General features: G+C 40.2%; 16 protein-coding genes and 2 tRNA genes. 9 read left to right on the top strand and 9 right to left on the bottom strand.

All coding sequences use genetic code 11. The features are described from left to right. The first annotated feature begins 64 nt into the window (after positions 1–64). The 4 genes from I3257_RS13470 (at position 65) to I3257_RS13455 (ending at position 1,491) form a co-directional block, all read left to right on the top strand. Positions 65–601, top strand: a complete 537-nt coding sequence (locus I3257_RS13470) for a hypothetical protein (RefSeq protein WP_238050076.1) — start codon at positions 65–67, stop codon at positions 599–601. Between the two features lie 55 nt (positions 602–656). Beyond that, the gene (locus tag I3257_RS13465) at positions 657–1,070 is read left to right on the top strand and encodes a hypothetical protein (protein WP_227676018.1); all 414 of its coding nucleotides are present in this window, start codon (positions 657–659) and stop codon (positions 1,068–1,070) included. 122 nt (positions 1,071–1,192) lie between these two features. Then, a tRNA-Ala gene (locus I3257_RS13460) sits at positions 1,193–1,268 on the top strand. 147 nt (positions 1,269–1,415) lie between these two features. Further along, a tRNA-Glu gene (locus I3257_RS13455) sits at positions 1,416–1,491 on the top strand. 160 nt (positions 1,492–1,651) lie between these two features. On the opposite strand, the gene I3257_RS13450 is transcribed toward I3257_RS13455, so the two are convergent. After that, positions 1,652–1,951 (bottom strand): peptide-binding protein, encoded by a 300-nt coding sequence (locus tag I3257_RS13450; RefSeq protein ID WP_109591994.1) that lies wholly within the window; start codon positions 1,949–1,951, stop codon positions 1,652–1,654. Between the two features lie 284 nt (positions 1,952–2,235). Between I3257_RS13450 and I3257_RS13445 the strand changes: the two genes are divergently transcribed. Further along, positions 2,236–2,889, top strand: coding sequence for a LysE family translocator (locus tag I3257_RS13445; protein WP_109591996.1), 654 nt, complete (start codon positions 2,236–2,238; stop codon positions 2,887–2,889). A gap of 70 nt (positions 2,890–2,959) precedes the next feature. After that, positions 2,960–3,769 (top strand): hypothetical protein, encoded by an 810-nt coding sequence (locus I3257_RS13440; RefSeq protein ID WP_238050075.1) that lies wholly within the window; start codon positions 2,960–2,962, stop codon positions 3,767–3,769. Here I3257_RS13440 and I3257_RS13435 read toward each other — a convergent pair. Both I3257_RS13435 and I3257_RS13430 read right to left on the bottom strand, forming a co-directional pair. Further along, positions 3,733–4,245 carry an IS630 family transposase gene (locus tag I3257_RS13435; RefSeq protein WP_238050077.1) on the bottom strand — a complete coding sequence of 171 codons (513 nt, stop codon included), beginning with the start codon at positions 4,243–4,245 and terminating at the stop codon, positions 3,733–3,735. The two genes, I3257_RS13440 and I3257_RS13435, sit on opposite strands and share 37 nt — an antisense overlap. Further along, on the bottom strand, positions 4,232–4,570 hold the full coding sequence (locus I3257_RS13430) for an IS630 transposase-related protein (protein WP_045447139.1): 339 nt from the start codon (positions 4,568–4,570) through the stop codon (positions 4,232–4,234). Before I3257_RS13430 ends, I3257_RS13435 begins: the two co-directional genes overlap by 14 nt. A 64-nt stretch (positions 4,571–4,634) precedes the next feature. Here I3257_RS13430 and I3257_RS13425 point away from each other — a divergent pair, with 64 nt between their 5' ends. After that, positions 4,635–5,204, top strand: coding sequence for a HEPN domain-containing protein (locus tag I3257_RS13425; RefSeq protein ID WP_238050074.1), 570 nt, complete (start codon positions 4,635–4,637; stop codon positions 5,202–5,204). Positions 5,205–5,267: 63 nt separating this feature from the next. Here I3257_RS13425 and acnA read toward each other — a convergent pair whose 3' ends face one another. Continuing rightward, positions 5,268–8,066 carry an aconitate hydratase AcnA gene (acnA, locus tag I3257_RS13420; RefSeq protein WP_238050073.1) on the bottom strand — a complete coding sequence of 933 codons (2,799 nt, stop codon included), beginning with the start codon at positions 8,064–8,066 and terminating at the stop codon, positions 5,268–5,270. Between the two features lie 460 nt (positions 8,067–8,526). On the opposite strand from acnA, the gene I3257_RS13415 reads away from it, so the two are divergent. Further along, on the top strand, positions 8,527–9,243 hold the full coding sequence (locus I3257_RS13415) for a metal-dependent hydrolase (protein WP_238050072.1): 717 nt from the start codon (positions 8,527–8,529) through the stop codon (positions 9,241–9,243). 45 nt (positions 9,244–9,288) lie between these two features. Further along, entirely contained in the window at positions 9,289–9,879 is a 591-nt protein-coding gene (locus I3257_RS13410) for a YchJ family protein (RefSeq protein WP_238050071.1), read from the top strand. 13 nt (positions 9,880–9,892) lie between these two features. Here the strand turns inward: I3257_RS13410 and I3257_RS13405 are convergent, their stop codons facing one another. The 5 genes from I3257_RS13405 to I3257_RS13385 are packed head-to-tail and all read right to left on the bottom strand — an operon-like array spanning position 9,893 to position 13,835. Next, the gene (locus tag I3257_RS13405; RefSeq protein WP_238050070.1) at positions 9,893–10,372 is read right to left on the bottom strand and encodes a hypothetical protein; all 480 of its coding nucleotides are present in this window, start codon (positions 10,370–10,372) and stop codon (positions 9,893–9,895) included. Next, positions 10,369–11,277 (bottom strand): hypothetical protein, encoded by a 909-nt coding sequence (locus tag I3257_RS13400; protein ID WP_238050069.1) that lies wholly within the window; start codon positions 11,275–11,277, stop codon positions 10,369–10,371. Before I3257_RS13400 ends, I3257_RS13405 begins: the two co-directional genes overlap by 4 nt. Before the next feature lie 24 nt (positions 11,278–11,301). After that, complete coding sequence (locus I3257_RS13395) at positions 11,302–12,225, bottom strand: class II glutamine amidotransferase (RefSeq protein WP_238050068.1); 924 nt, start codon at positions 12,223–12,225, stop codon at positions 11,302–11,304. Next, positions 12,226–12,537, bottom strand: coding sequence for a hypothetical protein (locus I3257_RS13390; RefSeq protein ID WP_238050067.1), 312 nt, complete (start codon positions 12,535–12,537; stop codon positions 12,226–12,228). It lies immediately after the preceding gene. Between the two features lie 50 nt (positions 12,538–12,587). Then, positions 12,588–13,835, bottom strand: a complete 1,248-nt coding sequence (locus I3257_RS13385; protein ID WP_238050066.1) for a homoserine kinase — start codon at positions 13,833–13,835, stop codon at positions 12,588–12,590. Between the last annotated feature and the right edge of the window lie 239 nt (positions 13,836–14,074).

Raw genomic sequence — 14,074 nt, 5'->3', positions numbered from 1 at the left:
TGCCATTTCGCTTGTTTTAAAACGATTGTATCTTATTTAAAAAGAACTGACTATACTTGATGATATGTATAACCATGCAGAAGTCAAAAATTTTCTAATGTATGACGCAGAGTTTTTCCTTAAATATTCTAGAGATTACCTAAAAGCGAGTGTTTCAGAAGAAACTTTGCAGGAGGCAGGTGAAACAAGAATACTATTGAACCAGCTTATAAATAGTCAAGCTCAGAGTAATCTACAAGCTGAGCGTATTCTACAATCTGAATCATATTTGAGAAAAATAAAGGGGATTCTAAAACTCCAACGCCACAAACAGAGCCATGAATTTGAAAGGTACGAGAGTCATTCACCTAATGATGAGCAAATAATATATTGTGTAGAATGCTCTAGTGATAGCATGATACCTGAAAAGAATAGTGAAACAGGATATCGGTGCGTTTACTGCGATAACGAATATAGTGATGATATAGAAAGTGATTGTACAATATGTGGTATCACATGGCCTTCTGATGATTTACGAAGAGTTGTATGGACTGATGAAGGTGATGTAGAGATAATTTGTCCACGATGCAGAAGAGATCCTAGCTATGTCAAAGATGACTAACTATCATTAGGTGAAATTATAGTTGTAAAAATAGCTTTACCGAAAGAGAAGTATTATGAATTCGATAATCCAAACTACATTAGAATATTTACTGGATGCTAACATGGCCGCCAAAACCGTCACGATAGAAAGCAAAGATTATGTCTTTAACACGCTCAAAGAAGCACAGAAATATTATGACGCCATCGTAAAAGAGCTTTATGATGCACAGCTTACCCTGACAAAGGGTCAAGATTTCGAAGATTTGAAATGGATATATACTACTTACTGTGGTTATACCAATCATAATCTAGACAAATTAAGCAAGTTTGACATCACTGGCTTTAAAGGTATAAGAACCGTCAGAGAAAAAGGCGGTCAATACATACCGACTGAATGCAGTGCTATTATCTTTTCTGATGGCAGCGAAGAAGAGTTTTTCACCGATAAAGCCATCAAAGAGATCTCTCTTAAGCAAAATCCACGCTAATTTGGGCATATTAAGCAGCTAAAATAGCTTTAAACGCTTTTTTTCAAATATTTATGCATTATTTTTAAAATAGTAGTTGACAGGACTGCCGGTCTTGCATAAAATACGCACACTCTTAGCGAGGGGCTATAGCTCAGTTGGTAGAGCACTTGCATGGCATGCAAGGGGTCAACGGTTCGACTCCGTTTAGCTCCACCATACTATTTATTGCAACGCTCAGTACTACTGAAACGTAATCATAAATACTCGCTAGTAGGACGATATCAGCACCTAGGCAATGCTTATTTATTAAGCTATCTGATATTGTGAAATACCGTTGTAACCATTGGTTATAACACTCTATGCGTCCCCATCGTCTAGAGGCCTAGGACACCGCCCTTTCACGGCGGTAACGGGGGTTCGAATCCCCCTGGGGACGCCACTATTCGGCGTCACTTATTAGCACTTTTGCTTAGCATCAGATTAGACTAGTAAGCGAACAATAAAAAAGCCCAGTCATCATACGGTGACTGGGCTTTTTTATGTCTATTGGTTTTGTTATATCCAGTTCATTATAGTTTGGATAAGCTGAAATTAATATATCAACGATCATAACAAGAGACAAACTCTCTAATCGCCCAGCCCCAATGCCTGTATTCGCCCTTGTAATAGCCTTCTAAATATACCCACGGACGATTTTTATTATCATAAGTGGTATCTGTGACATACACCTCGCGATCATTACGCAGCTTATTAATAACCTTGCCATTAGGTTCATCACGAATATTTAATGGAGTACCCGTCGGATCTGTTACTTTGCAAACTCTCTCGGCATGCGCGGCATTTATCCCAACCGTCGTGGCCAAAACAGATACAGCAATGGTATAAGCCAAACGTTTCATCTTAAATCCTTATTATCAACAAATGTCTTATTAATCTCTGATATCTTATCAGAGTTCACATTGCGGTATCTGCGATTTTATAAGATATTTACGTTTTATTGATTTTGATAAAGACTGAAGCCATAACCTGCTTTATGGTTTTTAATATCAGTATTTATTGAATGATTTATTCTATTGCCAACCCGTAAGATCCTCGCTACCATCAATCCTATAAGAATTTTATAGAATGTATAAATACTTTATAACGTAAAAATTTTTAGGCTTAACACAAGGACGTTTTAACCATGTTCGGGATTGAGAACTATCTAGGGTTTATCATGGCAGCTATTTTGTTAAACCTGACCCCAGGCACGGATAGCATGTACATCATTACCCGTAGTATTTCGCAGGGGCAAACGGCAGGGTTTTATTCTGTGTTGGGTATTACTTCAGGCATTCTGGTGCATACGCTACTGGCTTCGCTAGGATTGTCCGTGTTGCTGGCTAACTCCCCTACGGCATTTATGCTCGTAAAATATATTGGTGCCAGCTATTTGTGCTATCTAGGCGTCAAAATGCTCATAAGTAAACAACAGCCTTTGATAGCCGCGAGTTTGCAGGATGACGAGAAGCCAAAGCCCGTTCAGCCTTTAGATCACTGGCAGATATATAAGCAAGGTGTGCTCACCAATACCTTTAATCCAAAAGTTGCATTATTCTTTTTGGCGTTCTTCCCTCAGTTTATCGATGCCAGTTATGCTTATAGCATGGTGTCGTTCGTCATTTTAGGACTGACCTTTGCTGTCACTGGCTTTATATGGTGCTTATGCTTAGCATTATTGGCGTCAAAATTCAGTGAGAACCTGAGAAAAAAGCCCTCTATCGAAGCCATTTTAAACAAGATAAGCGGTGTGGTATTTATTGGCTTGGGAATTAGGCTGTTGACTGAGAAGGGTTAAATAAACGTTTTTAAATTATTTATGTGGGTTAAGGCATGCTAGTCATCCATATTAGCTAAGGTATAAATCTATGAGCGCTGCTAATCAAGATATTGAAGACTTGAACTTCATTATAACTGAAGCAATAAGACTTAATAAATTATCTAGACTAGATCCTGAGTTATATAAAAGTGATTTTTACAATGATATTGATTGTATAGTTTCTTCTTTAAAACCACCCCAAGACATAGGTGAAATTGATCACACGTTAATCCAATTCAATTTTTCATCAGCTGCTCAGAAAGTATTAGAAAATATAGCCAAAAGGCAATATAGACTTACTGAAGGTGTAACAGTACTTGATTTAGAAACTGAGATTAGAAACTCCATATATATACATTTAAAGAATAATGGTAGTTTTGATTCACCCGGCTGTATGAAATTACTCGCAAGGGCACAGAAAAGAGCGAAGAGAAGTAGGAAGCAGATTACTTACTTCTTTCCGTTTAATGCAGTTGGTTTGAGCCCTGAAAAAGAAATAAATATTGGGAATTTAAAAATAATTCATAAAGATAGCATTTACGCTAAAGTCAAAGAGGATGACCATTATCGTTTCTTTATAAAGAGTAATGAAGATATCTTCAATTGTCTATTACATATACCTATACCAGAGAGCTCTAGTAATCTTAGTAAGCACAGAGCAGAGAATGTCGCAAATTTCATATATGGTGTTATTAGAGTTTTCACCACATCCTATCACTATAAAGCCGATCAAATAATATTGTTGAATCATCCTTTTCATAAAGATACTACTCATTATATAGCTAGTAGCAATGATGATTACTGGATTGAAGGCTCCTATAGTCAGCTTAATATAAAATCGATACAGCCCATATCATGAAACAGTTTAGGCAGATTATTCTCCATCCACCCTTGTCGTAGAAACTTCACCTGTGCCCATTTTTTCTCAATAGGGTTCAGATCAGGGCTGTACGGTGGTAAAAATAACAGGCGATGGCCGTGTCTATTAAGTAGCTTTTGCACGCGTTTATGAAAGCTTGCATTATCCATTACGATTACGCACTTGGTTTTCAGGCTCGGTATTAGCGTGTACTTGCACCAATTATAGAATACATCTCCATTGATGTTTTTCTCGAAGTAATCAAGTGCAAATAGTACTCTTTCGTACAGGGCACCAATGACGTTGGTACGTTTTTTACCTTGCCAATTGTAGCGATCGATACAAGGTTTACCTATCGGTGCGTAGCCATAAGGCCTGATGCTCTCATGCTCAAAGCCACTTTCATCCATGTAAACAATCGGATAGCCTTCAATCATATAATCACTCAAATAATTGAGATACTTAGCTCTTTTTATCGGACAGGCCTTTGGATGTTCTAGTGTCTTTTTTTTGACTGATGTTCAATCGTTTTAAAGCATGATGAATGCCCGTCTTACTACAGTTTAATCGACCTGCACGCTCATATTGATAGTCATCAGGATACGCTTTGACATCCTGAAGCAAAGCGTCATCAGGTATTTTAGTCGGGGCTTTATCTCGCCCTTTCTTAGGCTCTAAGCTCTGTCTCCAGCTATGTATAGTACTGGTGCTAAGCGTGTAAAAAGCAGCAGCTTCTCTAACAGTCAGACCATTATCGATGCTAGAAAGAACCTGTTTACGATAGTCGATTGAATAAGTCATGGTTTATCTAAATAGTTGATTAGTTTTTATGTGTTGTATCGGTTTTATCTGAACTCTACTATATTTGTTCAATGAGGATTTAAAGGAATTTTGGGATTTATTCGAAGAAGACTTAAAGTCTGATATAGGAACTGTTATAAGCAAGCTTGCTAATCATGCAAGCTCTATCAATAGCAAAGAGTGCTTAGCAGACCGCTTAATTGACGCATTCTACTGGTTTGGAGAGGCAGCAAAAGATAATAATGAAAACTCTCAAATTATTAAACTTGTCACTGCGATGGAAAGATTAGTCACTTTATCTGATAAAGATATAACAAATAATTTCTGTAATCGTATAGCTTGTACCATTGCTGTTTATCATGGTGATCTAGATAGATGGAAGAGTGATTTGAGCAAAATATATGACCTCAGATCAAACTTGGTCCACGGTTCTCGAAGTCTATATAAATCATATAGCTTACCACTAGATTTTAATCCGTTTCAATTAGCTTACCGCACTATACTTTCTACTTGTATATTGTTTGATAAAGCAGGTTTAGAGCTTTCAGTTAACGAGAGTAAATTAAGATATATATATGCTGAACTAATTGAGATTGGTAAAGACGATAAATATAAGCAGAAGAAAAGTCCATAAAAAAGCCCAATCCCCTACTTTGACTGGGGTTGGGCTTTTTGTCATACTAAGCTCAATTGACTATTACGCTGCGTTTTTGCTCTCAGCAGCTAACTGACGTAGCACATAGTGCAATACACCACCATGACGCACGTACTCGCGCTCTTTTGGCGTCTGTAGCATGACATTGACATCAAAGCTCTCAGACGAACCATCGGCACGTGTAGCCGTAACTTTGGCGGTCTTGCTCTCGCCATTATCTAGACCTGTAATGCTAAGCACTTCAGAGCCGTCTAGATTATAAGTTTCTGCATTTTCACCGTCTTTAAAGGTTAATGGTAGTACACCCATACCGACGAGGTTTGAGCGGTGAATACGCTCAAACGAGCTGGTCAATACTGCTTTTACGCCAAGCAAAATCGTACCCTTCGCTGCCCAGTCACGGCTAGAACCAGAACCATATTCTGCACCGCCAAGGACTACAAGCGGACGCTTATCTTCTTTATACTTCATTGCCGCATCATAGATGGCCATTTCTTTGCCGTCTTGTAGAGTGGCGCTATCGCCGTTGAAGTAATAAGTATAGCCGCCCTCTTTGCCAGCCATCATGGTATTTTTGATACGGATATTGGCAAAGGTACCGCGCGTCATTACCGCGTCATTACCACGGCGTGAGCCATAGCTATTGAAGTCGGCTTGCATCACACCGCGCTCTTGCAAGTACTTACCTGCTGGCGAATCTGGATCGATATTACCCGCTGGCGAGATATGGTCAGTGGTGATTGAATCGCCGAACAGACCCAAGATACGTGCGCCTTCGATATCAGGAATACCTTCTGGCTCCATGGTCATACCATCAAAGAACGGCGGGTTTTTAATATAAGTAGACGCTTCGCTCCACGGATACAACTGGCTATCGGCTGAGCTAATGGCGTTCCATGCGGCACTACCGTCAAACACTTCACCGTAGTTTTTGCGGAACATATCCGCATCGATATTATTGGCAATCAGCTCATTTATCTCATCTGACGTTGGCCAAATATCTTTTAAGAAGACATCTTTGCCATCTTGATCTTGTCCTAAAGGCTGCGTCGTTAAGTCAATATCAACCGTACCTGCCAGCGCATAAGCAACTACGAGTGGTGGTGACGCCAAATAACTGGCTTTTACGTGCGAATGAATACGACCTTCAAAGTTACGGTTACCTGACAACACGGCAGCAGCGACTAAGTCTTTTTCTTCGATACCTTTTTCAATCGACTCTAAGAGCGGTCCTGAGTTACCAATACAAGTGGTACAACCATAACCCACTAAATAGAAGCCTGTTTTTTCAAGCTCGTCCATTAGCTTAGATTTTTCAAGATAATCAGTGACGACTTTCGAACCGGGAGCTAATGAAGTTTTGACCCAAGGCTTGGCTTTTAGACCTTTTGCAGCGGCTTTTTTCGCCACCAAGCCCGCGCCAATCATCACCGCAGGGTTGGAGGTATTGGTACATGAGGTAATCGCTGCGATAACGACAGAACCATCACGCAATTTATGGCTCTTATCATCGATATTAACGTCAGAGAAAACATTAGGCTTAGCATAGAGTCTATCCGCTTGCTCTTGCTCGCCGCCTTCTTCATCAAAGCGTACCTTGCCTTCGACTTCTGATTTGCGGTCTTTGGTCATTTTTTCTAAAGTTTCGCCAAATTTTTCGTGCATATCAGATAGATTGATACGCTGCTGTGGCAAATTCGGACCGGCAAGTGCAGGCTGTACCGATGATAAATCGAGCTCTAATTTACTTGAATAAGTTGCCGCGGGGGTATCGGCATCGTGCCATAAACCTTGCGCCTTAGCATACTTTTCGACCAACTCAATCTGGCTTTCTTCACGACCTGATAGACGCAAATAATCAATCGCCATTTGGTCAATCGGGAAAATACCACAGGTCGCCCCATATTCTGGTGACATATTGGCAATCGTCGCACGATCTGCCAGTGGCATACTGTGTAAGCCTTCGCCATAAAACTCAACAAATTTACCAACCACACCATGCGCTCTTAGCATTTCAACCACACGCAATACCAAATCTGTCGCGGTAACGCCTTCAGTGAGTTTACCTTTTAGCTCAAAGCCAACCACTTGTGGAATCAGCATTGATGACGGTTGACCAAGCATTGCCGCTTCCGCTTCAATACCGCCGACACCCCAACCAAGCACGCCAATACCATTAATCATCGTCGTGTGACTGTCAGTACCAAATACCGTATCAGGATAAGCCGTCAACTCGCTTTTACCATCAACATTGACATCAGCAGCCATTACAACACGAGCTAAGTATTCAAGGTTAACTTGATGCACAATACCCGTCGCTGGTGGTACGACCACAAAGTTTTTAAACGCATTACGACCCCAATGCAGGAATTCATAACGTTCATTGTTACGTTTAAATTCAATTTTTTCGTTCAAGTCTAGTGCATCTTCTCGGCCATAAGCATCGACTTGTACAGAGTGATCGACAACCAATTCACTTGGGATAAAGGGGTTAATTTGCTCAGCTTTACCGCCAAGCTCAACCACGGCATCACGCATGGCTGCCAAATCGACAACTGACGGCACACCAGTAAAGTCTTGCAGGACTACACGCGCTGGCATAAAGGCAATCTCTTTTGACGCTTCTGCGCCTGCATCCCAGTTGGCAACGGCTTCGATATGATTTTTGCCGACAGATTGACCATCATCTTCGTTACGTAATAGGTTTTCTAAGACGATTTTCATGCAAAATGGCAATTTGCTGATGTGCTCAAAAGTTTCGGTCAGCTTTGGCAAACTGTAATAGGCATGTTCCTTGCCATCGACCGTAATGCTGTCTTTTACATTAAAAATATCACTCATGGTAGCTTCCTTATCGTTGTTATAAATCCTAAGCCTAAACGGTTATAGGTTAATACTGAGGATTGGTGGCTAGATAGATGATTGTACGAGTTGTATTCAAAATCATTATTATTTGACACAGTAGAATATAAAGTTGAGTTAACAAAATAGCTAAGCGACCCTTTAGGACTTAACAATAACGCTCTTTTACCATAACAAAACGGCGGCGCTTTGTTAACGTCTAGACGTTGTCAAATCGTGGCATAATCGTAAACGTAACAAGGGTTTAACGTTCTATTATTAAGTATCAATATATTTTCCAAAGAAATATTAGAATCAAAGGTAGTGGGTAAACCAGTCGCGGCATACGAGCCTTATCTGTTAGATGTTTGGCTGCGCTATGCTATTATGGTGCGCTTTTTTACCGCTAGGCAAACGCCTCGAAACAATCGTTTCGCGCGCTACTTATTGATGAGTTTTTATGGCAAATTTTAACACCCACCTGAATGTTGCATTTATGGTCAGTGGTACACTCAGTTTGACGGTTTATAAAGCGGGATTGATTGATGATTCGGGATTTTTAGTTTGCGTGGCGCTCGGCACCATCGGTGGGCTGCTGCCTGATTTGGATTCTGATAACTCCACACCGATTAAACTTGGTTTCAATATCACCTCATTTATTTTTGCCTTTGGTTTGGTCATGCATTGGCGCAGTGAGCTGAGTTTGCTTGCCCTGATTGCATTATGGCTAGCAGGCTACGGCTTTATGCGTTATGTGGTTTTCTCTATTTTTACCAACATGACTGTGCATCGCGGCGTGATTCACTCCGTGCCTTATATGGCAATTTTGGGTTTGGGGCTGACTTATTTAAGCTACTACGTCTTGCACCTCCCATTAACGGCAAGCTGGTTTTACGGTTTATTTTTATTCGGTGGCGCGCTAGTGCATTTGACATTGGACGAGCTATATAGTGTTAACTTATCGAATATGAAAATGAAGCGCTCATCAGGTACAGCGATGAAGTTTTATCAGCCTAAAGATAAGTGGTGGTATTTATTGCTATATACACTGCTCGCCATGTTAGTCTATTTTGCCCCGCCGTTTGATGCGTTTTGGCAGCAGCTGCGCGACCCAGCACCATGGGCACAGCTAAAAGTTGGCATGTTGCCAGAACTGATAAAAAGCATGCTGCGATAAAGATACGGTAAAGCAGTAAAACCCAAGCGAAAATGAGAATAAAACATGCAACCTAATCTACACGTTTGCCCTTGCCAAATTCATCCATCATCAAGCGCTATCAGCTCACCACTACTATATAAAGATTGCTGTCAGCCTTATCATGAGGCTGTTTATAATGATGCTCTTTGTAATGGTGAGGTTGGCAAAACAGATGATATAAAAGCGGAGACAGCCGAACGTCTCATGCGCACGCGCTATAGTGCGTTTGTGTTGATTAGGCCAGACTATATCATCAAGACCACTCTACCTGCACAGCAAAAATTGCTTGATATTAACGCGATTGAATCGTGGGCAAAAGAGACAAATTGGGCAGGATTAGAAATCGTAGCGCACACGCAAAAGCTAGGCAAACGCCATGCGCAAATTGAGTTTAAGGCTTATTTCAAGCCAACTAATAATGCAAGTACTTTAGAAGAGAAAGTGCAGGCGCATCATGAATTGTCTGCCTTTGTGAAGGTGACAGACAAAATCAATAATGAGGCGCGTTGGTATTTTTTGGATCCGACTGTTTCAATTTCTGTGACGCAAAAGCAGCCGTGTATTTGTGGGTCTGGAGAGAAGTTTAAGCGGTGTTGTGGGGTGTATTTGAAGTAAATACGCTTACTAATCACCCCTTTTTAATAATACTTCGGTACTCAACTGATACTTGAAATGCTTTTATGAGGTCAAATATCATATAAATAAAAGCAAGTAATGTAAATATTGATACTAGTAAATTTATATAGCTTAATAGGCTTTCAGTATTACATGAAAAGAACTCTAAGCTTCTTACTGAAAAATATAGGCAAATATTAACTACTGCTAAAAAAGCATTTGATAAAGTTTCTTTTTTTAATAAAGTCAAACTATCGATTGACTTTACATACAAAAATTCATTGTTATCTTTAATTTTTTCAGGTATATCTTTAATTATAGTATCTACATGGTTATATAGTGCTAATGATATAGTAACTGTTGCAGCGGTCATTGCACCATATAAAACTGACAAACCTTCAAAACTCTTACAAAAAATCGAAACCCATCCTAAAGTACTAGAAAAAACTAGTATTAATAAACTTACGCTTAGAATCATTAGAATTGTTTTCAATTTTTTCTCACTTTATCCTCGATATAGTCTTTAACTTTTAAAAGAAACTGATTCGTACGTGATATTTTTATCTCATATAACTCTAACTGCCTTTTATCCATCGGTTCTTCGTGATACTTATCTATATGTTCAATATCTAAAACCTCTGGCGTTCCATCGCTATTAAATTTTTTCTTACGATTAGTTTTATTATAGTTCGTGATTAACTCCCATTTACCTTCACCCTCTTCTATGTACTCAATATACATATCTATGGGATCATGAGGAATTATAAGTTCTCCAGCATCATTTTTCATTTCTATTACAGTAGTATCTTGATTGAATAAATTCTTTAAGTCTTCAAGAGCATCTCGCGCCCTTTTATCTGTCTCCATAATATTTGGAGAAATCATCACTAGCTCTACTCTATAAATCTTTTCGCTATTATTAACGATTTCCCAAAACTTACCCTTAGATGGTACAGGTTCTACAAAGACTTTATGGTTATACTCAGGAGTAACAACTTCATTAATTCCATTTTGTATGGACTTACATATGTGAGAAACATCACCGAACGATGAGTTTTTCCTAGCGAAAATAAATTGATTCTTAGTATCTATTATTAATATGATCGCCTTCCAGTCATCTGTTTCTTTCTCAACTATATCTTCAGAAATTTTTACCCCTAACTGTGTTGTCTTTAATTTAGCAATTTTGCCTACATAAAAGTCGGAATCGTCTATAGTTTCTTTAGAGAATCCAATGAACTGGTAGATTATTCCTCTTGCCTCCCATTGATGACTATGTAAAAGAGCTGGCAAAATAGTATTACCTTTGACCTCTGGAAGAGGTGGTGTTTCAATGAGTACTGGGTCCTCTTTTACTATAGAATATCTTAAAACATAAAAATCTTTGATTTTGTTCATTCATATTATCCTTTCACCCAGTTCCTAAACACTCGCTCCAACCGCCCGTGCCACCGCAATTCCTTCCTCAATTGTCAAAAACTTCCGCTGACTTGGGCTGTCTTTATAAATAACATCACCATCTTGGAATATCAGACACTCATTAACGGCTAACTGTTGCCATTTTTCATTTTCAGTGAGCGGAACAGTGACTAAGATGGTAACTTTATCCGTGTCTGTAGTGACATCACCAAAGTTAATCGCTAAATCATCATCTGCCAACTTCGCTTCACCGAACGGCGCTTGACGCGTGAGATAAAATAATAAGCTACCCGCATAAGCCAATTGCCAGCTACCATTTGATATCAAGCAGTTAAACAAGCCATTGGCAGATAAATAACGACATTGAGTGGTCAAAAAGTTAAACAGCGTTTTGTCATCCGGACGGGTTTTAAAGCTACTTTTTAGGCGATTAACAAGGTAGCAAAACGCCATCTCAGAATCGGTTGAACCGACTGGCTGGCAATGCGAGGCGTTGCCGTTGTCTTGCAAGCGCTGACAACGTTTGATAAATTCGCTATTCATTTGTCCATTGTGCGCAAATACCCACTGCTCGCCCCACACTTCACGGACAAAGGGATGGGTGTTTGCCAAGCAATTTTGCCCTTGGGTCGCTTTACGAATATGAGCGATGACGTTCATGGCTTTGATCGGGTAATTATTAACCAAATCAGCCACGGGCGATAAATGGCTTGGGCGATTGTCATGGAATAAGCGTAGACCAGTTGAAGCATTCTCTGGTTTGTCACTATTAGAGCTGTCATTATTCGAGCAGTCGCTACGCTCAAAAAAAGCAATACCAAAACCATCTTCATGACTGTCTGTCATGCCACCGCGGCGACGAAACCCTGCAAAGCTAAAACCAATATCGGTTGGGGTATTACAGTTCATTCCTAGGAGTTGACACATTTATACTTCACCGCCGTTATTGTCGTCTTGTGCAGGATTTAAAGTAGGGCTAATTTTGGCAGCAGACGTTTCATCAAACACCTCATAAGGCGTTGCCCCGTCGGTATCAATATTCGCCAAAATGTGCTGTGCATGCGCCAAATCAGTATCCTGTACCCACAGAACAATCCCAGAATTCATACCCGGCATTGCGCTCAGCGGTTGCAGAGACACCGTAATACCATTGTTACGAAGCAGATTGGCATGCAGTTCACCTTGCATATTGGTGTCGTAGCGTGCCAGTTTGTGCCAGTTATCAACTTGATCGGTCATGATAAATTCCTTTTAAATATTTATAAATATAACTCGTTGCGATCATTCTATTAGCAACCGAAACCTTGTGACCAATTAATTTGATTTAACGGATAAGCATCAATATGGAAACCGTTTGGATAATCTTTAAAGCCAGATTGTGATTTTAATTGCTCAATAGCAGCTTGTGCTTGTTGCTCAGTCGCAAACACACCGATTATCTTAAAATCTTCGACATCGTTATTTTTATCATCGTCTTTATAACGTGCATGCTCTAGTACAAATACGGTACTTTGCGCTTTTTCAACATGTGACCAATGATAAGCGGCAAGGCGTTTCATCAGGTCAGGATTTTTGACCATGATATTATCGCCCGTACGTCCTTCGGTACGGTTATAGTGAATAACATTGAGACGTAATAGCCAAAAAATCACCGCCGCTTTTGCGAGCATCACTGGTAAAGCGCGTTTTTCATCTTCACCGAGCATGCGTTTCGACTCATAACCTTGTAAGAAAGCCGCCATTTTACTGCGGTCAAAATTCACCGACTCACCTTGCTCAGCATCGCCCCACGTGGTACAAAAATCATTAATCGTAATGGCAATATCCATCACATAATGCTCGACGCTAACTTCGGTGAAATCTAACAACCCAGTCAGACGCGCTTCACCTTTTTGGCTATTATTTAAAGATAAGTCCCATAGCGTGTTATCGGCAAACATGTCTAAATGACATAAGCCTTTTGGCAAAGTGGCAAGCGGCAAATCGGTATAAGACTGCCAAATATCACTCATCAATTTGGCTTCGTCAGCTGGCATAAACTGCCTTTCACGGTCGCGCACATCACTCCATGGATATAAAGGCACGCCATATTCTTCCGCAGGTTGTAGTGCTTGCAATGTCTCATGCAGCATCGCTAAAGCAGCACCAATTTCATGACACATCGCTTGCGTCGTCTGCTGTGGATGCGAGCCTGCTAGGCATGGCACTAAGGTAATTGCTTTATTGTCATAGCGTATGACATAGCCTTTTTCTGCGCTATCAGCGCCTAAATCAAGCAATGATAACGGCGCAGCGACCGGTAACTTACCGTCCAGTTGATTTAAGATGATCGCCATCTTTTCGATGTCTTCTGGTGGACGCTCTTCAAATAAGGTAAATACATAAGAGTGTGCGCCATCTACATCGTCAGTCGTCTGAATAAACCAGTTAGAGTTTTTGATACCTTGGGTGATCGGAATGGCACGCGCGAATGACACGCCAAAACGGTGGCAAAAATCGGCAAACTGGTCATCGGTTAACTGGGTATAGACGGACATGACATCTCACTTATGGCAATTAAAAGAAGGTAAATAGGATAAATATTGACGGTAATGACAGTGATTGTACCGTGCATGAGCAAACTTTGGCTAAAAGCATAATAATCTTGCGAAAACCTGCCTGAGATGGCGGTGATTTTGCTAGACTAGCGCTTATAGAATGAATTGATTATAAGGCGAAAGTCCCTATGTTAGCAAAGCGTATCATTCCTTGTTTGGACGTTGATAATGGTCGTGTG

It is taken from the genome of Psychrobacter sp. Ps7 (assembly GCF_022129225.1).
Classification (GTDB): Bacteria; Pseudomonadota; Gammaproteobacteria; order Pseudomonadales; family Moraxellaceae; genus Psychrobacter; species Psychrobacter immobilis_A.
Note: the sequence above shows the minus strand (reverse complement) of the source record. Positions and strands in the feature narration are given on the sequence as shown.